Consider the following 19,902-nt stretch of genomic DNA (forward strand, 5'->3'; position numbering starts at 1 on the left):
TGTGACCTCAACGCATCGTATACAAGCACAAGTCATCAACCCCTAATGGCGCAAGTCTTGTGTGAGGGATTGAGAGTAAAGGCTGACTTGTGACCTCAACGCATCGTATACAAGCGCAAGTCATCAACCCACAGGCAACCTCACAAGACTTGCGCTAAAGACGGGGTCGAAGAATAGATCCTTCGCTCCGCTCAGGATGACAAACTTAAATGAAATTACTTCGTTCCCTCGCGATGACATATTTAACCAAAAACGCCGGACATAATGCCCGGCGTTTTCTTGTCTATTTATATCAATAAAATTAGTGATCATGGTGACCATCCGGACCATGTGCATGGCCGTGTGATAACTCTTCTGGGGTAGCCGGACGTACATTCAGGATGTTGCCTTTAAAGTGCAGTTCCTGACCAGCCATCGGGTGGTTCAGGTCGACAATAACAGCATCTTCTGCTACTGATACAACCTGTGCCTGGAAACGGTTACCCTGGTTATCCTGTAAAGGCAAAATGCTGCCGATCTCCGGAATTTCCTGGCCCTGAAACATTTCTTTTGGCAGGTTAGCTACAGCTTCTTCATCATATTCGCCGTAAGCATCCGCTGCAGAAAGACGAAACTCATAAGCATCGCCGGTTGACAGGGTGCTCAGGTTTTCTTCAAATTTAGGCAGCATCTGGCCGGCGCCGAATAAAAAGGTTAATGGTTGTTCTTGTGTGGCGCTTTCGGCTAAAACTTCGGCTCCGTCACGGTCAACATACAAATCGTAAGTTAATGACACTACGTGTTGTGGTTCAATCTTCATTGTAAAGTATTTTTTTAATAAGCAATCAGGCCTCAATTTGTTTTAAAGCATCGGCCATATTATTGGCAGGTAATCCGCAGGTTTTATCTTTACAAACAAAAATTTGTGTTGATTGACCAAACTTATCCTGCAACAAAGGTAAACTTCCTTTTTTACCTCCCAAGATTATTTTGTTTGGGATGTAATTATTTTCCATTTCCTTTCGCACAGTTTCGGCCTCGTTGCCTGTTATCGCTATCTCATAGATACCAAACACCTCATCCAGCAACAATAAGGTCCAGTTAGAATAGGCTGTACCATATTTTGCAAGCTGCGGCATAATGTTACGTAACAGTTGTGCCGAAACCGCTGCATAACTTTCGTTATCAAAAAGCAAGCCCAACTTTTTCAGGTTAAGCGCCATGGCCGAATTACTGGCCGGCGTTACCCCATCCATGATCTCCGATTTGCGGGCTATCAGCTGTTCATCGTCATCGGCGGTATAAAAAAAGATGCCGTTCACTTCATCGTAATAGTGCGCTATGGCAGCGTCGGCCAGTTTTTTAGCCTGATGTAACCATTGTTCATCAAAAGTAACTTCATACAGGGCAATGAGCCCATCGATGATATTGGCGTAGTCGTCCAGAAACGCTACCGGAGATTCATCTGCCTTATTGACATTATAAACTCTTGATATCCGGTTATTCTGGCTTACTTGTTTATTCAGAATAAATTGAGCGTTCTGCAATGCCAGTTCCAGGTACTTGGGATTATTAAACGCCCGGTAAGCAGTACACAGCCCCTTTAACATCAATCCGTTCCAGGAAGCCAGTACCTTATTATCCAGCCCCGGCCTTACGCGATGCCTGCGGGCTTCAAATACTTTTTTGCGTGAAGCCTTGATCTGCGAGAGCAGGTCATCCACGCCTAAACCTAATTTTTCGGCCAGCTCCCCATCACTTTCCCGGCGGAACAATACATTGGAGTGTTCTTCCTCCCAGTTGCCATCTTCGGTGATATGGTAGTAAATACAGAACAGTTCGGCGGCATCTTCACCCAAGATCTCTTCTATTTCCTTTTTAGTAAAAATATAGAACTTGCCCTCTACCCCCTCACTGTCGGCATCCAGGGCCGAATAAAAACCTAAGTCAGGCGAGGCCAGTTCCCGGGTCGAAAACGTAATGATCTCCTCTACAACCTGTTTGTAAAGCGCGTCAGGGTTCCAGGTGTAGGCTTCGGAATACAGGCTGATGAGCTGGGCATTATCATACAGCATTTTTTCGAAGTGGGGTACATGCCAGCGGCCGTCGACCGAATAGCGGGCAAAACCGCCGCCTATGTGGTCATAAATACCACCAAAGGCCATTTTATGCAGGGTGAGTTTTACCTGGGCGGCAATCTCATCATCCTTCATCAGGTGGGCGTAGCGCATCAGCAGCAGCCAGTTATTAGGCATCGGAAATTTGGGCGCATTGCCGGTGCCGCCTTCATATTGGTCAAAATAGCGTTTCCAGTTATCGCCTATCACTTGCAGATCGGCTTTGGTATATTCGGGTTGCTCCCCAACAAACTGTACCGATTCATAATTCTGGATCCCTTCGGTAAGGCGTACGGCATATTCTTCGGCCTCCTCGGGTTTTTGCTTATAAAAATCGGCCAGGTTAAATAACAGGGAGGTCCAGTCGTTTTTGCGGAAATAAGTACCGCCATAAATAGGCCGCTGATCGGGAAGGCAGATACAATTTAAAGGCCATCCCCCGCGGCCGCTCATCAGTTGCACAGCACTCATATAGATCTGGTCGACATCTGGGCGCTCTTCCCTATCCACCTTTATACAAACAAAATATTCGTTCATGACTGCGGCCACGGCTTCGTCCTCAAAGCTTTCATGTTCCATTACGTGGCACCAGTGGCAGGCCGAATAACCGATACTTACGAGGATGAGTTTATTTTCGGCATTAGCTTTATCCAGGGCCTCCTTACCCCAGGGATACCAGTTAACCGGGTTATTAGCGTGTTGCAATAAATATGGAGATGACGAATTAGCCAGGCGGTTCATAATAGATGTGTTATATATTGCAAAGATGCGGATATAAATGAAGCTGTAAAACATACCAAGATTAAGTTTGGAAAGTTTTTACGGGGTGGTGATATCAGGTAACATTACCATTACCGGCCCGACAAAATTCGTTTATACGCAATCGGTTAAGCAATCAGATTACCAACTTCACAAATTATTTCCCTTTATTTGCGCCTTTATTACTAAAAATTCAAATGCGCTATTTTAAACTGATCACCTTTTTATGCGCCATGGGCTTATTGGCCGGTGCAATACCCGCGGCAGCCCAAACTGCCGATACACTGAAATACAATCACCAGGACGTTTTTGGTCCTATTACCTGGCCGGTTACCAGCGGTGGTACCCGCTCGGCCAGCGGCCAGCCAGCAGCCAATTACTGGCAAAACCGTGCCGACTATCAGATAAAAGCCACACTAAATGAAGGCCGCGATACCACTATTACCGGCGAAGTGACCATCACCTATACTAACAATAGCCCGGATAAACTGGATTACCTGTGGCTGCAATTGGATCAAAACCTCTTCCGTCCCGACTCACGCGGCGCGGCTACCACGCCCGTATCAGGCGATCGTTTTGATGTTCGCGGGTTTAGTCGCGGCGGGTACAACATCGGTTCAGTTACCGTAACCTACAAAGGCGAAACCTATACCGTAACGCCAGTTATCTCCGATGCGCGCATGCAGTTACGCCTGAATGCCCCATTGGATGGCAAGGGCGAAAAAATACAGATAAAGATCAATTATGATTTCGCAATCCCCTTTTATGGCGCCGACCGTATGGGTCGTAAAAAATTTAAACAAGGATATGTATATGAAATTGCGCAATGGTACCCGCGTATGTGTGTGTATGACGATGTAGAAGGCTGGAACACCCTGCCCTACATGGGCCTGGGCGAGTTTTACTGTGAATACGGTAATTTTGATTATTATATCACTGCTCCTGCCAATATGATCGTGGTAGGTTCCGGCGATCTGCAAAACCCGGAGGAAGTGCTTAGTCCTGCCCAACTTAGCAGGCTGGCCAAAGCAAAAACCAGCGATAAAACAGAAATGATCATTAAAGCCGGCGAAGTGGGTAAAGCTGCTACCCGTCCGTTCAAAGGCAGTTTAACCTGGCACTATAAAATGGAAAACACGCGCGATATTGCCTGGGGCGCCTCCAATGCCTTTATATGGGATGCCGCGCAGGTTAATTTCCCTTCGGGTCGTAAAGGTATTGCTATGTCGGCTTACCCGGTTGAAAGCGCCGGTAACGATGCCTGGGGCCGTTCAACAGAATACCTAAAAAACAGCATGGAGATCTATTCCAAAGCTTATTTTGAATACCCATGGAATTCGGCCGTTAACGTTTCTGGCGTTGCTTTGGGTATGGAATACCCGGGCGCCATATTTTGCCTGAGCAACTTTAAAAAAGGTCAGCTTTGGGGCGATGTTACGCACGAGATCGGTCATAACTGGTTTCCGATGATCGTAGGTTCAAACGAGCGTAAATACATGTGGATGGACGAAGGTTTCAACACCTTTATTAATGAGTATGCCAGTCAGCAGTTTAACAACGGCGAGTATGCCGATCCATCAAAACAAGCTCAAAACATACTGGCCTCCTACCGCAACAGCAAAGATCCTTTAATGACCGCGCCTGAAGCCATTGGCTTAAATGATTATGGCCAGTACTATAATAAAACCGCCTTAGGTTTGGATATTTTACGTAACGTAGTGCTTGGTCCGGAGCGTTTTGATTATGCTTTCCGCGAGTATATCAAACACTGGGCGTTTAAACATCCACTGCCTTATGATCTTTTCCGCGCTATGAATGATGCCAGCGGCGAAGACCTGAACTGGTTCTGGAAACCATGGTTCTTTACCACCTGGAAACTTGACCAGGCCATTACTTCGGTTAAATATATACAGGACGACGCTGCTAAAGGCGCCATGATCACACTAACCAATAAAGAAAAAATGGCAATGCCGGTTGATCTGAAGATCACCCAGGCTAATGGTAAAACCGAAACACTTCACCTGCCGGTAAACATCTGGCAGCGCGGCGCTGTATGGACTTTTAAATATCCATCCACATCGGCCATCAAATCCATCGTGATCGACCCTGAACGTGAATTGCCGGATGTTGACCTGAGGAATAACAAGTACGAGGAAAATTAGTGAGTAGTGAGTAGTGAGTAGTGAGTAGTGAGTAGTGAGTAGTGAGTAGTGAGTAGTGAGCAATTTTAAAAAGCGATGGGTGTTTTACCTGTCGCTTTTTTTATATTAGGACTTTAGTAATACTGTGCAGCAAATACCTTTCAAATTAAATACATCAACCTAATACCTATCATGGAACGAAAAACATTAACTGCAAATTATCTGTGTACCATTAACTGGTTTGATAATACCATAGTTGATTGGGGTTCTGCCGGAAAGCAGTATTTTCTGGATGGGAAAACAAAAGAACTTCACGAATATCATCACACTCTCAACTTTGATGGTTCAATTAACTCAGTCGATGGCAAGTATGCCTTCGTATATCAAAAGCTGGGTACTAAAGGACTTTTATTAAAAGAGGGAGAATTGCTGAGAGAAATTAACCGTAGCTACTACTGTGCTGATGTATATGAATATCCCGCAGCTTTTGTTACGGTAAACAATATCACCTATTTGATTCATTGCCCCATAAAGTATTGCCAGCTCGATTTTGAAAATGTGGAAACCGGCGAAATTGTCACCAACATACCGCAAAGAAATGCCGGCGACGAGTTTTATTCAAGACTGGAAATAAGCAGCGACAGTAAATTCTTAATGAGTAAAGGCTGGCATTGGCATCCTGTAGATGTTGTGTATGTTTTTGACATAAATGAATGCCTGAGAAATCCTTTAATGCTCGACCACTCAGTTTTAAGTCCGGATGCGGATACAGAAATCTGTACGGCCAGTTTTATCGATAATACCAGGGTCCTTGTCGGCACATCGGATGAGGTTTTTAACGATGAGGCTGATATTTCTCTTAACAATTTCCCACCAAAACATATAGCTATCTGGTACCTGGAAACCAACCTGATCTCCAAACCCGTTAAAGTAAACGGCGAGTTTGGCAACCTGTTTGCGATTGATGAAGACCGGGCATGGGATATGTATTTATTTCCTAAGATCATCAATATCCATACCGGCGAAATAATTGATAAAGATGAAACGCTTGACAGCGGAAAACAAAACTCCGCTATAACCAGTCAGAATGAACAATTGCCGCAAATTGTATTCAACCCACAAACCAAACAAATAGCTATAACCGGGCACAGAAAAATAGAGATCCTTACGCCCTAAAACTTATTGTTCAATAATCTTAAAAGTGGTGTCATGCTGAGCGCCGACGAAGCATGGTGGGTGAGCCTCTACGCTCTACCCTTCGACGGGCCCAGGGTGACACCTCCCTTTGAATATTATTGTATTACCTCTTCTCAATTAAAGTCTACACGTCCAAAATTCGACCGGATAGTAATCGTTTTATCCTTGCTACCCCTACCTAACTGACCTGTATAATTTCTTTGAGCCTCGGTACCCGGTGCTTTACCAAAAATACTGGTGTGGGCTTTATCGTAATTAAATAAACCATAATAGGTAGTGATATCAAAGTTGGCATTCTCGTTGTTGTTGATACCTATTTTTACCCCGGAGTAAGCCGCGGTGATATCCAGTATTTTCAGGTTTTTATCCAGGGTGGCTATCTGCAATTTACCGCAATATTTAACCTTAATATTTGCGGAAGTGTGCAGGGTACCTATTTTAACAGGACCATAGCTGATATCCGCATTCAATTTGTCGCCTTCTGATAAATTAAGGCTGCCGAAAGCTATTTGTAAGTTCCCACCCGTGAGGCTACCGATACTAACATCACCAGAGCGAACTTTAATTTCACTTTGCGGATTTGACAGGCTTTTTGCATTTAAACCTCCATAAAAACTATGTATGGTTACTTTTCCCTGTAGTAGTGGCAAGGTAGTGTTACCGTATTTATTGGTGATGCTCAGCGTATTTTTTGCCGGCATGTAAACCACATAATTGATCTCAATTTTTTTGATATGGCTTTTACCCTCGCCTTTCCATAATTCGGGGCTCAGGCTGCCATTGTCGCCAATTACGGTTTTAAACCATGCCAGTCCGGCTGTTTTGCCGTCGCTTATTTGTATAACATCCAAAAACTTGTCGGCATCGGCATCAACGTTAGCATAAACTTTTATCTGTACCTCTATCTTAAATTCTTTGCGATCCCAGGTGTTTACAGATACCTCGCCAAAGCTATTTTCTATTTTTAACTCATCAGTGCTGGCTGCCGGGTAAACCTTACTGTAGGTTTTAACCTTTTCTTTCACCTCACCGTTCTCCACTTTATTTTTCAGATCGCTGTCGGAATATTCAGCTTCAAACGGGCTCGGCAAAGCTTTGGTAATCACCGGGACAAAGGCCGTATCTATGCGGGCAACGTCATTATCAGAAGGAGCTTGAGCATTTGCCGCATTTGTTCCGAATACTACGGCGATGAGGCATAATAAAATGAGCTTAGGTTTCATGTTGTAGGTTGCTTAATTTTTGTTGATAGTGATACATTCTGTCATAAATGACAAATAATTTTCCGGCGCGTTGCACAACAAAAAATAATCATGAACGCTGCCGCTATTTTTTCTATTTTTCTGCCTGATATGAAAAACTACCGCCCCCTCCTCCTGCTGCTTATTTTCTTGATAATGGCTAACCTCCTTATGGCCCAGGGTAAAACCGCCTGGTATATCAACCCCCAAACCGGCAACGATCAAAATAAAGGTACCGACAGCAGTCATGCCTGGAAAACATTTGCTCCTCTTAACCGGCTTACCCTTTGGGCAGGCGACCATGTGAATATCATCGCCCCCGGCGATTTCCATACCTCTTTGGTGCTAAATGCCAAAGGAAGTAGCACGGCATATGTTACAGTTACCTTCGCGCCGGGAACTTATAATTTTTATCCCGATGGCGCTTTAAAAAAACAATTCCAGATCTCCAACACCAATGATGTACCCAATGGTATGAAAGCCATCGCTTTGTATGTAAACAATTGCCGGTTTGTGGATATCAAAGCGCACGGGGCCAAAATAGTATTGCGTGGTAAAATGATCGAAACCTGCGTTGATCACAGCGAAAATATCAGCCTCGATGGTATAACCTATGATTACTATCGCCCTACCGTATCTGAGTTGCAGGTAGTCAATACCGGTGAGCATTTTGCCGACTTAAAAATTCATCCAGAATCAAAATACAGCATTAAAGATAGCCTGTTGACCTGGCAGGGCGAAGGCTGGCAGCATAAACCTTTTTGGCTATGGCAGATACTTGACCCGCAAACCGATGATCTGCAGCGCATGGAGATAGCTGTGGATGGCATCCGGTATGCCGAAACCAGCACTAATCTGGTGCGTGCCTATTTTAAAAAGAACCCGGGCTTTAAAACCGGCTTAATATACCAGAACCGCGATGTAACCCGCGATTGCTCGGGCATATTTATGCAGCGCAGCAAAAATATCAATCTCAAAAACATCCGCATCAATTTTATGCATGGCATGGGTGTGGTCAGCCAGTTTTGCCAAAACATTCGTATGGATAGGATAAGCGTCAGGCCCAATCCCACCTCCGGTCGTACCTGTGCCGCCTGGGCAGATATCCTTCATTTTTCGGGTTGCCGCGGCAACATCGAGATCAGTAATTCTTATCTATCGGGCGCCAATGACGATGCCATTAACATACACGGTACTTATTTACGGGTGATCAACACCACAAAGCCGCAGCAGGTACTGGTACGTTTTATGCATAACCAAACCTATGGCTTTGATGCTTTTACCACGGGCGATAGCATCGCCTTTATTCATGCCGAAACCTTGCGGGAGTATAGCAGCAATGTGATAACACAAGTGCAAAAGGTAAATGATAAAGATTTCCTGCTAACGCTTAAAAAACCCGTACCCGCGTCTATAAATCCAACAGATGTAATAGAAAACACCACCTGGACACCGCAAATTTGGATCCATCACGATACCGTGGCCCGTATCCCCACACGGGGAATACTGGTTACCTCACGTCGTAAAACAGTGATCGAAAATACTGTTTTTCTGCATCCGCACATGAGCGGTATATCCATTGCTAACGATGCCGCCAGCTGGTATGAATCGGGCATGGTCAAAAACGTAACCATCCGGCATAATCAATTTATACAATGCGGCGAACCGGCTATTATCATCTGCCCGGAAAACAAACAATCAGACGGCCCGGTGCATCAAAACATTACTATTATAAATAATCAGTTCGATTTGCAGGGACTGCGCGTACTTTCTGCTAAAAGCACTTCGGGGATCATCATTAACAACAACACCATCAAGGCGGAAAAGGCTTTTGATATTAAAAAGGGCCTGGAGCTGAAAGATTGTACTGATGTAAAGATATCAGGGAATATGATTGGGCAATAATATCAGGCGCATATCAACTCACCCCGACGTCGCTGCGCTTGTCACCCCTCTCTCCGCTTCGCGTATAGAGGGGATTCTACTTTTATTTTTCCTACGCTCTTTCCGGTGAAGCCCGAGAGAGGGTGGTCCAGCGAAGCGTAGACCGGGTGAGTAAACTCTGCGGCATGCTTCTCTACTTGTGCTCGTTTAAGACGCATGTGATGCGTCTCTACATTTTACCCGTAGAGACACATTACATGTGTCTCCCCAATGGATATATATACCCTTCCTTAAAAATTTTAAAACCATTTTAGAAAAAGAATTCTTATATATGCCCCGATATTGTTAAAATCAATTTTACATTATGATCATTGAACCCAGAATTCGCGGCTTTATTTGTTTAACTACACATCCAAAGGGCTGCGAGCAAAACGTAATAAACCAAATCAATTACGTTAAATCAAAAAACAACCCTGCGGGCACCAAAAAAGCGCTCATTATTGGCGCGTCAACCGGTTTCGGCTTGTCGTCCAGAATCACCAGCGCGTTTGGGTCTGGTGCAGCTACCGTGGGCGTTTATTTTGAAAAACCACCGGCACCGGGCAAACCGGCATCTGCAGGCTGGTATAATACCGCCGCTTTTGAAAAACAAGCCCATGCAGCCGGTTTATATGCCAAAAGCATCAACGGTGATGCTTTTTCTGACGAGATCAAACAAAAAACGATCGACCTGATCAAAGCGGACCTGGGACAGGTTGACCTGGTGATCTACAGCCTGGCTTCACCCCGTCGTACTAATCCCAAAACCGGTATTACCCATAACTCTGTATTAAAGCCTATCGGAGAATCTTTTACCAATAAAACTGTCGATTTTCATACCGGCGTGGTATCCGAAATTTCTATTAACTCCGCTACCGACGAAGAAATAGCCAATACCGTAGCCGTAATGGGTGGCGAAGACTGGCAATTCTGGATCAACGACCTGAAAGCCGCCGGTGTACTGGCTGATGGCGCTATTACTGTTGCTTACTCTTACATTGGTCCGGCAGTTACCGAAAAGGTTTACCGCAAAGGAACTATCGGCAGAGCCAAAGATCACTTGGAGGCTACCGCGAAGCAGATTAGCGAGCAATTGAAAGATATCAATGGTAAAGCCCTGGTATCGGTAAACAAAGCGCTGGTAACCCAGGCAAGTTCGGCCATACCGGTTATCCCGCTGTATATTTCACTGTTGTACAAGATCATGAAAGCCGAAGGCACCCACGAAGGTTGTATTGAGCAGATACAACGCTTATTTGAGCAACGCCTGTTTACCGGCAGCGCTATATCTACCGATGCTGAAGGCAGGGTACGTGTGGACGATTGGGAAATGAACCCTGAAGTACAAGCCCAAATAGCCAAACTATGGCTACAAGCCACCACCGAAACCCTACCCGACCTGGGCGACCTGAAAGGTTACAGAACCGATTTCCTGAACCTGTTTGGTTTCGACGTTCCCGGTGTAAACTACCAGGAAGACGTTGACGAAATGGTTGAGATACCGGGATTGGTAAGCTAAAAAGCAATAAAAATATATAACCGCGCGTCATTGCGAGGTACGAAGCAACAGCCCCCTCTAAATCTCCCCAAAGGAGGAGACTTAAAAAAGGTTTTAAGGACCCTCTCCTTTGGAGAGGGTTGGGTGAGGCTGTTGCTTCGTGCCTCGCAATGACGCGTTTTCTTTGAAGTCTTTTCCTTAGGAAAGATTTAGAGGATCTCCCATCAACGTACGGGTCATTGCTTCGTGATTATTCAAAAAGTATTGGGTGATCTGGAAGTGTTCGGTTTCTTCATACTTTACTTGGCGCATACCATCCTCACCCAACTGGTAAATAACTGCGTTGGGATAAGCCAGTAAAATAGGCGAATGCGTAGCTATAATAAATTGCGAGTTGGTCTGTACCAATTCATGAATAGCCGACAGAGCCGCTAATTGCCTTGCGGGCGATAAGGCCGCCTCGGGTTCATCAAAAATATAAAGCCCGTTGCCCGAAAGCCTATGAGTTAGTGTGGCCATAAACGATTCGCCATGCGAGCACTCATGCAAGGATTTAACACCATAGTTATCCTTTACATAGTTACCCTTTCCATAGTTCTCCTCCTCTTTGTCCAATTCTTCCAGGTAAGTAGCTATATTATAGAAACTCTCGGCCCGCAAAAAGAAATAATCAGAAGGTTTGCGGTAACTTTTGGCACTGCTCAGGTAATCAAACAACACCGAGGCATTATGATGTATTTGGGTTTGTACGCTTTTACTGCCGCCTTCAATGCTAAACCCCAAGTGCAGGGCTATGGCTTCAATGAGCGTTGATTTACCCGAGCCGTTTTCGCCGATAATAAAAGTAACGTCCCGGTGAAACACCATCGACTCCAAATTCTTTATCGCCGGAATATGAAAAGGATACGCATCAAAAAATGGCACAGACTCGCGCTTAAGCGATATTTGCTGCAGATAGGGTTTTGCTTCCATGACTGGTTAAATTTAAGGAAGAAAAGAAATAATATCGAATCATGATTTCACTTACTTCACTATTCAACATTCGTCATTCAGTGTTCCATATTTAAACATTGCCGTCATAATTCTTTAATGCTTTTGCTGTTTTTTCCACTCATCAAATTTAATTCTTAATGTTTTGATGGGGTTTGTATCGTCGCCGGTTTGGTTAATAATGATATTAATATATGGCTTTTGAGGATCGTCATTTGGCCGGGCCACGGTCAGGAAAGCACTTAAAGCTTTGCGGTCGCCACAGCGTTTATCGCCGCCGTATTCTGCACCGGCCTCCATTGCCAGCATCAAAATATCCTGAACGCTGAGTGATTCTTTTTGCGCTTTAAGCACCGCCTCCAAGATCTTATGGAGCATCTCTTTATTACTTAAGGTATTACCCTGGATGGATACGCCTTTCGAAGTTTCGGCTCCCCTGGCAATGGTTGTTTCCAGGCCGGTGTATGTTTGCGGCTTGTCGAGATTATTGAGGCATACTACCGCGTATTGCTGTTGTTCGGGATCAAATTCGGGATCCTTGATCGCTTTCAGGATCTCCTCAGGCGATGCATCTGCCAAAATCATTTGCAGGCCTTTGTCGCGGGCGGCCTTATTGCTCATGGCCTGTACCACTACCGCGCCTTTTCCGGGAATAATGCCGCCAATGCCATAAACGCTAAATGTGCAGGAAGCGCCCGCAATGCCAATCTCCTTTGTTTTGGGGTCGATGACAATTACTGACCATGTTGCCTTAGCGTTGCCAACTATGGTTATTAACAGGCCCAGAGTTAGTATAAGTTGTTTTAATTTTTTCACAAAAATAAAGATAGCGCTTTTGGAGCTGAGCACAAAGAAGGGGTAAATTTAGTCAGTGGCATGAATAAATAAAAAAGCGGTCGTGCCGATGCAGATCGGCATCTCACTTGCAAGCCCCTATGCTGGCTTCTAATTACCTAAATCTTTTTAAATCATAGAAACCTTGTCGAAAATTTGTTAAAAAGTGTTAAAATGGGTGGTTTTGAATGAATTTCCGATCAGTTTTGAAGTAATTTCATGCCCATTTTAGACAAAAAAGTGTTAAAATAAAGGTTTAAAAAGTCTCCTACTAGCAAGGGGTGGTTTGAATTTTATAAGTATGTTTTTTTTGCTGAGGAAAAGTGCGGGCTGATAACGAGTCCGAAATCTGGACGATGAATTTTGGACACTCATTTTCCGAACTTTTACTATTGTTAATATTTTTATCCAATCTGAGGTCGATCTTACTTTTCCCTTTCGGCCCAAAACCTTAATTTCGCTGATTCAAGAAAAGAGGACAAGATTTTGGATTATCTACAGGGTTTAAACCCCGAACAAAGGGCTGCGGTTGAACAAACCGAAGGACCGGTAATGATTATTGCCGGCGCCGGATCTGGCAAAACACGGGTTATCACATACAGGGTGGCACATTTAGTACGCAAAGGTGTCGATGCCTTTAATATACTGGTATTAACATTTACTAACAAGGCCGCCCGCGAAATGCGCGAGCGTATTACCCATGTGGTGGGTACCGAAGCCAAAAATATCTGGATGGGTACTTTTCACTCGGTATTTGCCAAAATACTGCGCGTGGAAGCCGACAAAATTGGCTACCCGAGCAATTTCACCATTTATGATACAGACGACAGCAAAAGCGTGCTACGGGCCATTTTAAAGGAAATGAACCTTGACGATAAGCTGTACAATGTAAACTTTGTACTTAACCGCATATCGGCCTCCAAAAACAACCTCATCTCGTGGCAGGAATATCAAAAGAACGAACAGATCCAGGCCGATGATTTTTCGAGCGGCCGCGGACAGTTAGGGCTTATTTATCAAACCTATGCCACCCGCTGTTTCAGGGCCGGCGCTATGGATTTTGACGATCTGCTATACAAAACCAACGAGTTACTGAAACTGCACCCGGAAGTGCTCAATAAATACCAGCATAAGTTTAAATACCTTATGGTGGATGAGTATCAGGATACTAACTTTTCGCAGTATCTGATCGTAAAAAAGCTGGCTGCCGTAAATGAAAACCTGTGTGTGGTAGGTGATGATGCGCAAAGTATCTATGCCTTCCGTGGCGCCAACATTCAAAACATCCTCAACTTTGAAAAGGATTACCCGGATCTGAAGGTATTTAAGCTGGAGCAAAATTACCGCTCTACCCAAAATATTGTAAATGTTGCCAACAGCATCATTAGCAATAATAAAGATCAGCTTAAAAAGAACGTTTTTTCTGAAAAGGAAAGCGGCGATAAAATAAAGATAATGCGCGCCTTCAGCGATAATGAAGAAGGTAAAATGGTAGCCGAAACCATTATGCAGGATCGTAGTCTGAAAGGCCGCAAATGGCATGATTTTGCCATTCTGTATCGTACCAACGCGCAATCCCGATCAATGGAGGAAGCCTTGCGCAAGCTCGGTATCCCCTATAAAATATACGGTGGACTGTCTTTTTATCAGCGTAAGGAGATCAAGGACCTAATAGCCTATTTCCGGCTTACCTTTAACCCTAACGACGAGGAAGCACTGAAGCGGGTGATCAACTACCCTAAAAGGGGCATTGGCGATACTTCGGTTGACAAGATCATTGTAAGCGCCGATCAGCATGGCATCACCCCATGGGAAGTAATTGTGGAGCCGGGCAAATACCTGGAAGGAAAAATCTCGGGAGCGGTAAGCACGTTTGCTACCATGATCCAGAGTTTCCAGGTGCTGGCCAAATCAAAATCTGCCTATGAGTCGGCCTTGTATATCGCACAGCATTCCGGTTTGCTGAAAGATCTGTATGAGGATAAATCAGTAGAGGGGCTTAACCGCTACGAGAATATACAGGAATTACTGAACGGTATCAAGGAGTTTTCTGAACGGGAAGATATTGAAGAAAAAGGACTCGACGTTTTTATGCAGGATGTAGCCCTGCTCACCAATGACGATAAAGACAAAGACAAAGATGCCGATACTGTATCATTAATGACCATACACTCCAGTAAAGGATTGGAGTTTCCGCAGGTATATGTGGTAGGACTCGAAGAGAATTTGTTCCCCTCACAGATGTCCCTGAATTCTCGGAGCGACCTGGAAGAGGAACGCCGCCTGTTTTATGTGGCCGTTACACGTGCCGAAACCAAACTGACCATCAGTTACGCCACCTCAAGATTCAAATTTGGTACGCTGATAAGCTGCGAACCAAGCCGTTTCCTGGATGAGATAGATGCCAAATACCTCGAGCTCGACTATAGCGCCAAACCGGCAAGCAGTGGCAGCAGCGCCTTTTTTGACGATGACCGTAAAGCCTGGAGCGGTGGCAAACAAGCCGATGCATTCTCCAAGCCAAAACCGGCAACATCGCCCCCGGTTAAAACCACATCAATATTGGCTAAAGCACACGTGCCATCGCCAAATTTTAAACCTTCTGATACTTCAAATTTGCAGGTAGGTATGGAAGTGGAGCATGAACGTTTTGGTTTTGGGAAGGTGTTGAGCCTGGAAGGCAATAAGCCCGACGTTAAGGCAACCATATTTTTTAAGGAAATAGGACAGAAACAATTGCTGCTTAAGTTTGCCAAGCTTTACATCGTAAATAATATAAACTGAAGGTTAAGCCGTTTTTGTGTAAATAATTCCCCACTTTTTTATGTATCCCGTTAAAAAGCAGGCTATTCATGATAGCTTTAACGGAAATTAATATGGCATACCGTTTGGATATGTTTGCTCAGTTAATTATGAGGAAACATTGATATGAACGACAGCACCAAAAAGAAATCAAACAAGTCCGTTGGGAAAAACATCAGGACTTTACGTCACCAACGCGGATGGAGCCAGGAAGATATAGCAAACCGTCTGGGCATTTCTATTCCGGCTTTTTCCAAGATCGAAACCGGTGTAACCGATATCAACTTGTCGCGCCTGGAACAAATTGCCAATATATTCGAAATAACAGTTGCTCAAATTTTAAGTGTTGAAGAAGGCGAGGTGGATCTTGCTCCATCAAACCTGAGCATTGCTCAGAAAAAACTGGTAGACCGTGAATCGGAGATAGCAAGTCTGCAACGCAAAGTGATTTTACTGTACGAAGAATTGCGAAACAAAAGCATTTTAGTCCTATAATTTAATATTGTGTTCTGTAAACCTTACAGTTATACTTTTATACTACATGCCTTAATACGATTACCGATTGATTTACCCTCAATTCAATTAAATATTGGTTAACAATATTTAATTTCAGTAAATTTTTCAAGAAAAAGGCAAATAAATAAACACAATTTCATTTTATATCCCATATAATTGAAAATTGGAGTAAAAATTGTGACATAAACATTTTTTATCATAAAAAATGTTTATGTCAAATTATCTTATATCTATTTCAAACAACCAGGCCTTGAAAGATGGGACCATTCATGACCCCAAAAGCAAACTTAAAGTTAAGGTATTTGATCTTTTACAGTCAAGATTTAAACCCAGACAGGGCGAGGTTAGATTTTTTGTCACGGCGGGAGATGAAACACTTGCTTTTGAAACCGAGGGTTATGATAAGCACAGGCAATTGCTCATTTTGCAAATGATATCCAGATACTGTATTTACCTTGGTCTTATTGAGGCACAAATACACTCTACGTGGCCAGCCGCATTTAACCTGGGTTGATCATTATAAAAATGCAGGGGCTATTTCAGGAATTGCTATTGTGTGAAGGACCGTGCAGCATATCGCTCATTTCAATTATTTTTTCGTCAATTTCCGAAACACATTTATCCATCATACTGATACATTCTTCCTGATCAACTAAGCCCTCCTTCTCCAGGTTTATCAGCCCACGCAGCGTAGCAATCGGCCCCCTGATCTGATGCGAAAGATAAGAGGAATGCTCAGAAAGTTTTTTGTTCTTGATCTGAAGATCTTTTGTTCTTTCATCAATAATCTCTTCCAGGTGGTGATTAATCCTGTCAAGGTTATCTTTTTGCCTTAAAACCTCTTCATTGAGCATGGTAAGCTGTGCATTGGTTTTCGCCTTTCGCTTCACATTACCCACTAATAAACCAATAACAACCAGCAGTAAACCAGCCACCGTGCTCACGGCCCAGAAACGGGAACGTTCATAGGCTTGCCTGTCGGCTACCCGCTCATTTTCCTTTGTCTGCTCTTCCTGTTTACGTTTGGCCTCTATCAGCCTTATCTGCACCGATGTATTTTGTTTAAAAGTAACACTATCTTCTTTGTATATCTCACGTAAATAAAAAATAGCGCGCTCATAGTTTTTCCGGCTATATTCTAATTCGTAAGAGGTATGCTTATAATCATAATTAAGTTTAGGATCTTTAACCAGTGTAGCATAGGCTAAACCTTCTCTTACAACATTTATGGCTGCAGTATATTTTTTCTGGGCCATATACAATGAGGCAAGCGTAAGGTTAACACTGGCTACCGTTTCATTCAGATCTAATCGTTTTGCGGAGTCATGGGCTTCCAGCAAAAGCTTCAAGGCCATATCATATTGATTAAGCTTGTAGTAAACAAAGCCTTTATTGAGCACACATTGAACAAGGTTTACCTCATCCTGAAGTTTTTCAAAACCCGCCATACTTTGATCGTAGTATTTTAATGCTTGCTGAAAACTATTTTTACGTGTATATACATTACCTAAATTTAAACTCAGGGCGGCTATCAGGTGCTGATCTTTTATCTTATTAGCTATTGCAAGCGATTTATTGAGGTAATCCAGGCATCGGTTATAATCCTGGTCACGGAATAAGTTACCTATATTATTATACGTTTTTGCTTCTCCTGCCAAATTTTTTGCTTTAATAAAATAGGTAACCCCGTTAAGGTAATTATCAAAGGCCTTTTCAGATTGATTGAGATAAGATTTACCAATGCCAATAATACGGTAAGCCTCCCCAATACCATTATAATAATTCAACTTTTTGGCCAGCGCCAATGCCTCTGTTGCATCAATAACTGTTTGTTCGGGATTTGTTAACCGGTTAGCGAAAGCCTGGTTATTTAATTTTATTACCGCATTAGTATCTGGTACCGTCACTTCATTAAAATCCTTTGCATATGCAGCAAGTGATATAAAAAATACCAATAGGAGAATATAGGTTTTTCTCATTAAAGCGCTTTTACGATCAATTTAGCGTGAAAGTTATGAAATAAGCGTTAATATATCTAATAACTGCAGCAAAAACCTTGTGGAAAACTATTTTTTATTTTTTTACTCAAAACTCAAAAACATATCTATATTTGCAGTGTTAATTAATTGATATACAATTAGTTGATTTAATATTGCTTGTTATTTTATTGTACTTTTTAAACAAAAAATACACGATACGCTACAATAATAGCATAAAAAATATTCAAGGGTATATGTGCGACTACTGTACTATCTGATGATTTAAAAACGAATAAAAACTAAAAAAATATTTTACAAAATGTCATAGTCATTAAAATTACCATTTTTTTTCAAGAAACGATACGAATTATAATCGAAAAAGTCGCTGTTGTTTCAGGTCGTTCAAATGGAGCAAAATACAAACCGGGCATGTAATATTAATTACACAATATTTATTAAACAATAGTTAATCAAGTAAAACAAGAATACAAATATTAACCGCTATGAAAAAATTCATCTTATTAGCGCTACTTATGATAAGCGCGGGAATTTTATCGTCATCAACAAAAAAAATTGCGGAACCGCAAGCAGCAAGTTTTGTTAAAACAGTTACCCCTTTTAAAAGAGACCTGGGTAATGCCGATTAACCTGGCATTTAAAGCTTTTGACGTCGTACATTCTACTTAAAAATATAACAGCACATTAACAATAATATATCATGAAAAAATTGATCATCCTCGCATTTGCTATCATTTTTACCGGCATCTTTTCAGCCTGCAAAAAAGAACATACACATACTGATTTTACCGAGGTACAATCATTTGCAAGCAAGTTTAAAAGAGACCTGGGCAACGCCGATTGATCTGTTATTTTCTGATACACGATAAAATAACTATTAATACGAAAGCTATAGAAACATAATCTTAGTATTAAGCTAAAAATAATTCATAAATAAAAAATATTCACTCCTCCCCCAAATTTAAAAAATCATGAAAAAATCAACAACCATAGCAGCTTTAGCGCTAAGCTTCTTTTTAACTTCAGTAGCTAACATTTCAAATGCGTCTACCCCTGATGGTGGTAAAAAAGCAACTCCTAACACAGCTACCAAGAAAGATTTAGGACAAGCTGATTTCGCCGCTGTTGGTACCAAGAAAGATTTAGGTCAAGCTGATTTTGCTGCGGGTACTAAGAAAGACTTAGGCCAGGCTGATTTTGCTGCTGGTACTAAGAAAGATTTGGGTCAGGCTGATTTTGCTGCTGGCACCAAGAAAGATTTAGGCCAAGCTGATTTCGCCGCTGTTGGCACCAAGAAAGATTTGGGTCAGGCTGATTTTGCTGCTGGCACCAAGAAAGATTTAGGACAGGCTGATTTTGCTGCGGGCACCAAGAAAGATTTAGGTCAGGCTGATTTTGCTGCCGGGACCAAGAAAGATTTGGGTCAGGCTGATTTTGCTGCCGGGACCAAGAAAGATTTGGGTCAGGCTGATTTCGTTACTGCCGGTACTAAGAAAGATTTAGGACAAGCTGATTTCGCTGCTGCCGGTACTAAGAAAGATCTGGGTCAGGCTGATTTTGCTGCAGGTACCAAGAAAGATTTAGGACAAGCTGATTTCGCTGCTGCTGGTACCAAGAAAGATTTGGGCCAGGCTGATTTCGCCGCAGGTACTAAGAAAGATTTAGGTCAAGCTGATTTCGCCGTGGGTACTAAGAAAGACTTAGGTCAGGCTGATTTTGCCGCAGGTACTAAGAAAGACTTAGGTCAGGCTGATTTTGCTGGCACTAAGAAAGATTTAGGTCAAGCTGATTTTGCTGGTGCCGGTACTAAGAAAGACTTAGGCCAAGCTGATTTCGCTGCTGCCGGTACTAAGAAAGATCTGGGTCAGGCTGATTTTACAGCCTAATTACAAAAGCATATATACTCTA

Annotated in this window: 16 protein-coding genes; 10 read left to right on the forward strand and 6 right to left on the reverse strand. The window is 43.0% G+C overall.

All coding sequences use genetic code 11. The features are described 5' to 3' along the window. Positions 1 to 301 precede the first annotated feature (301 nt). Both AB6735_RS02160 and AB6735_RS02165 read right to left on the reverse strand, forming a co-directional pair. A complete protein-coding gene (locus AB6735_RS02160; protein ID WP_166088133.1) occupies positions 302 to 799 on the reverse strand; it encodes a peptidylprolyl isomerase in 498 nt (165 codons plus the stop codon). A 25-nt stretch (positions 800 to 824) separates the two neighbouring features. After that, a complete protein-coding gene (locus AB6735_RS02165; RefSeq protein ID WP_370994178.1) occupies positions 825 to 2,837 on the reverse strand; it encodes a thioredoxin domain-containing protein in 2,013 nt (670 codons plus the stop codon). Between the two features lie 215 nt (positions 2,838 to 3,052). Between AB6735_RS02165 and AB6735_RS02170 the strand changes: the two genes are divergently transcribed. Both AB6735_RS02170 and AB6735_RS02175 read left to right on the forward strand, forming a co-directional pair. Next, positions 3,053 to 5,017: a M1 family metallopeptidase gene (locus AB6735_RS02170; RefSeq protein ID WP_370994179.1), complete on the forward strand. Its 1,965-nt coding sequence runs from the start codon at positions 3,053 to 3,055 to the stop codon at positions 5,015 to 5,017. A 171-nt stretch (positions 5,018 to 5,188) separates the two neighbouring features. Further along, on the forward strand, positions 5,189 to 6,172 hold the full coding sequence (locus AB6735_RS02175; protein WP_370994180.1) for a hypothetical protein: 984 nt from the start codon (positions 5,189 to 5,191) through the stop codon (positions 6,170 to 6,172). Between the two features lie 134 nt (positions 6,173 to 6,306). On the opposite strand, the gene AB6735_RS02180 is transcribed toward AB6735_RS02175, so the two are convergent. Next, positions 6,307 to 7,416, reverse strand: coding sequence for a hypothetical protein (locus AB6735_RS02180; RefSeq protein WP_370994181.1), 1,110 nt, complete (start codon positions 7,414 to 7,416; stop codon positions 6,307 to 6,309). A gap of 174 nt (positions 7,417 to 7,590) precedes the next feature. Between AB6735_RS02180 and AB6735_RS02185 the strand changes: the two genes are divergently transcribed. Both AB6735_RS02185 and fabV read left to right on the forward strand, forming a co-directional pair. Then, positions 7,591 to 9,339 (forward strand): right-handed parallel beta-helix repeat-containing protein, encoded by a 1,749-nt coding sequence (locus AB6735_RS02185; protein WP_370994182.1) that lies wholly within the window; start codon positions 7,591 to 7,593, stop codon positions 9,337 to 9,339. A 343-nt stretch (positions 9,340 to 9,682) separates the two neighbouring features. Continuing rightward, positions 9,683 to 10,876: an enoyl-ACP reductase FabV gene (gene fabV, locus AB6735_RS02190; protein ID WP_370994183.1), complete on the forward strand. Its 1,194-nt coding sequence runs from the start codon at positions 9,683 to 9,685 to the stop codon at positions 10,874 to 10,876. Positions 10,877 to 11,053: 177 nt separating this feature from the next. On the opposite strand, the gene AB6735_RS02195 is transcribed toward fabV, so the two are convergent. Both AB6735_RS02195 and AB6735_RS02200 read right to left on the reverse strand, forming a co-directional pair. Then, complete coding sequence (locus AB6735_RS02195; RefSeq protein WP_370994184.1) at positions 11,054 to 11,827, reverse strand: AAA family ATPase; 774 nt, start codon at positions 11,825 to 11,827, stop codon at positions 11,054 to 11,056. Between the two features lie 114 nt (positions 11,828 to 11,941). Beyond that, positions 11,942 to 12,661, reverse strand: a complete 720-nt coding sequence (locus AB6735_RS02200) for a DUF1028 domain-containing protein (RefSeq protein ID WP_370994185.1) — start codon at positions 12,659 to 12,661, stop codon at positions 11,942 to 11,944. A 504-nt stretch (positions 12,662 to 13,165) separates the two neighbouring features. On the opposite strand from AB6735_RS02200, the gene AB6735_RS02205 reads away from it, so the two are divergent. From AB6735_RS02205 to AB6735_RS02215, 3 genes are all read left to right on the forward strand, one after another. Further along, positions 13,166 to 15,463 carry an ATP-dependent helicase gene (locus AB6735_RS02205; protein WP_370994186.1) on the forward strand — a complete coding sequence of 766 codons (2,298 nt, stop codon included), beginning with the start codon at positions 13,166 to 13,168 and terminating at the stop codon, positions 15,461 to 15,463. 144 nt (positions 15,464 to 15,607) lie between these two features. Continuing rightward, the gene (locus tag AB6735_RS02210) at positions 15,608 to 15,976 is read left to right on the forward strand and encodes a helix-turn-helix domain-containing protein (RefSeq protein WP_370994187.1); all 369 of its coding nucleotides are present in this window, start codon (positions 15,608 to 15,610) and stop codon (positions 15,974 to 15,976) included. Positions 15,977 to 16,208: 232 nt separating this feature from the next. Next, the gene (locus AB6735_RS02215) at positions 16,209 to 16,511 is read left to right on the forward strand and encodes a hypothetical protein (RefSeq protein ID WP_370994188.1); all 303 of its coding nucleotides are present in this window, start codon (positions 16,209 to 16,211) and stop codon (positions 16,509 to 16,511) included. Between the two features lie 25 nt (positions 16,512 to 16,536). Here AB6735_RS02215 and AB6735_RS02220 read toward each other — a convergent pair whose 3' ends face one another. After that, positions 16,537 to 17,976, reverse strand: coding sequence for a tetratricopeptide repeat protein (locus AB6735_RS02220; RefSeq protein WP_370994189.1), 1,440 nt, complete (start codon positions 17,974 to 17,976; stop codon positions 16,537 to 16,539). 503 nt (positions 17,977 to 18,479) lie between these two features. Between AB6735_RS02220 and AB6735_RS02225 the strand changes: the two genes are divergently transcribed. From AB6735_RS02225 to AB6735_RS02235, 3 genes are all read left to right on the forward strand, one after another. Beyond that, positions 18,480 to 18,623, forward strand: a complete 144-nt coding sequence (locus tag AB6735_RS02225; RefSeq protein WP_370994190.1) for a hypothetical protein — start codon at positions 18,480 to 18,482, stop codon at positions 18,621 to 18,623. A gap of 71 nt (positions 18,624 to 18,694) precedes the next feature. Then, entirely contained in the window at positions 18,695 to 18,838 is a 144-nt protein-coding gene (locus tag AB6735_RS02230) for a hypothetical protein (RefSeq protein ID WP_370994191.1), read from the forward strand. Positions 18,839 to 18,965: 127 nt separating this feature from the next. After that, positions 18,966 to 19,880 (forward strand): hypothetical protein, encoded by a 915-nt coding sequence (locus AB6735_RS02235; protein ID WP_370994192.1) that lies wholly within the window; start codon positions 18,966 to 18,968, stop codon positions 19,878 to 19,880. Positions 19,881 to 19,902 lie beyond the last annotated feature (22 nt).

It is taken from the genome of Mucilaginibacter sp. RCC_168 (genome assembly GCF_041355315.1).
Taxonomy (GTDB): domain Bacteria; phylum Bacteroidota; class Bacteroidia; order Sphingobacteriales; family Sphingobacteriaceae; genus Mucilaginibacter.

Coding starts and splice junctions, on each gene's coding strand:
- AB6735_RS02160 (WP_166088133.1), bottom strand. CDS start 799: ATGAAGATTGAACCACAACACGTAGTGTCATTAACTTACGATTTGTAT.
- AB6735_RS02185 (WP_370994182.1), top strand. CDS start 7,591: ATGGCTAACCTCCTTATGGCCCAGGGTAAAACCGCCTGGTATATCAAC.
- AB6735_RS02165 (WP_370994178.1), bottom strand. CDS start 2,837: ATGAACCGCCTGGCTAATTCGTCATCTCCATATTTATTGCAACACGCT.
- AB6735_RS02180 (WP_370994181.1), bottom strand. CDS start 7,416: ATGAAACCTAAGCTCATTTTATTATGCCTCATCGCCGTAGTATTCGGA.
- AB6735_RS02175 (WP_370994180.1), top strand. CDS start 5,189: ATGGAACGAAAAACATTAACTGCAAATTATCTGTGTACCATTAACTGG.
- AB6735_RS02225 (WP_370994190.1), top strand. CDS start 18,480: ATGAAAAAATTCATCTTATTAGCGCTACTTATGATAAGCGCGGGAATT.
- AB6735_RS02170 (WP_370994179.1), top strand. CDS start 3,053: ATGCGCTATTTTAAACTGATCACCTTTTTATGCGCCATGGGCTTATTG.
- AB6735_RS02215 (WP_370994188.1), top strand. CDS start 16,209: ATGTCAAATTATCTTATATCTATTTCAAACAACCAGGCCTTGAAAGAT.
- AB6735_RS02210 (WP_370994187.1), top strand. CDS start 15,608: ATGAACGACAGCACCAAAAAGAAATCAAACAAGTCCGTTGGGAAAAAC.
- AB6735_RS02230 (WP_370994191.1), top strand. CDS start 18,695: ATGAAAAAATTGATCATCCTCGCATTTGCTATCATTTTTACCGGCATC.
- fabV (WP_370994183.1), top strand. CDS start 9,683: ATGATCATTGAACCCAGAATTCGCGGCTTTATTTGTTTAACTACACAT.
- AB6735_RS02195 (WP_370994184.1), bottom strand. CDS start 11,827: ATGGAAGCAAAACCCTATCTGCAGCAAATATCGCTTAAGCGCGAGTCT.
- AB6735_RS02235 (WP_370994192.1), top strand. CDS start 18,966: ATGAAAAAATCAACAACCATAGCAGCTTTAGCGCTAAGCTTCTTTTTA.
- AB6735_RS02220 (WP_370994189.1), bottom strand. CDS start 17,976: ATGAGAAAAACCTATATTCTCCTATTGGTATTTTTTATATCACTTGCT.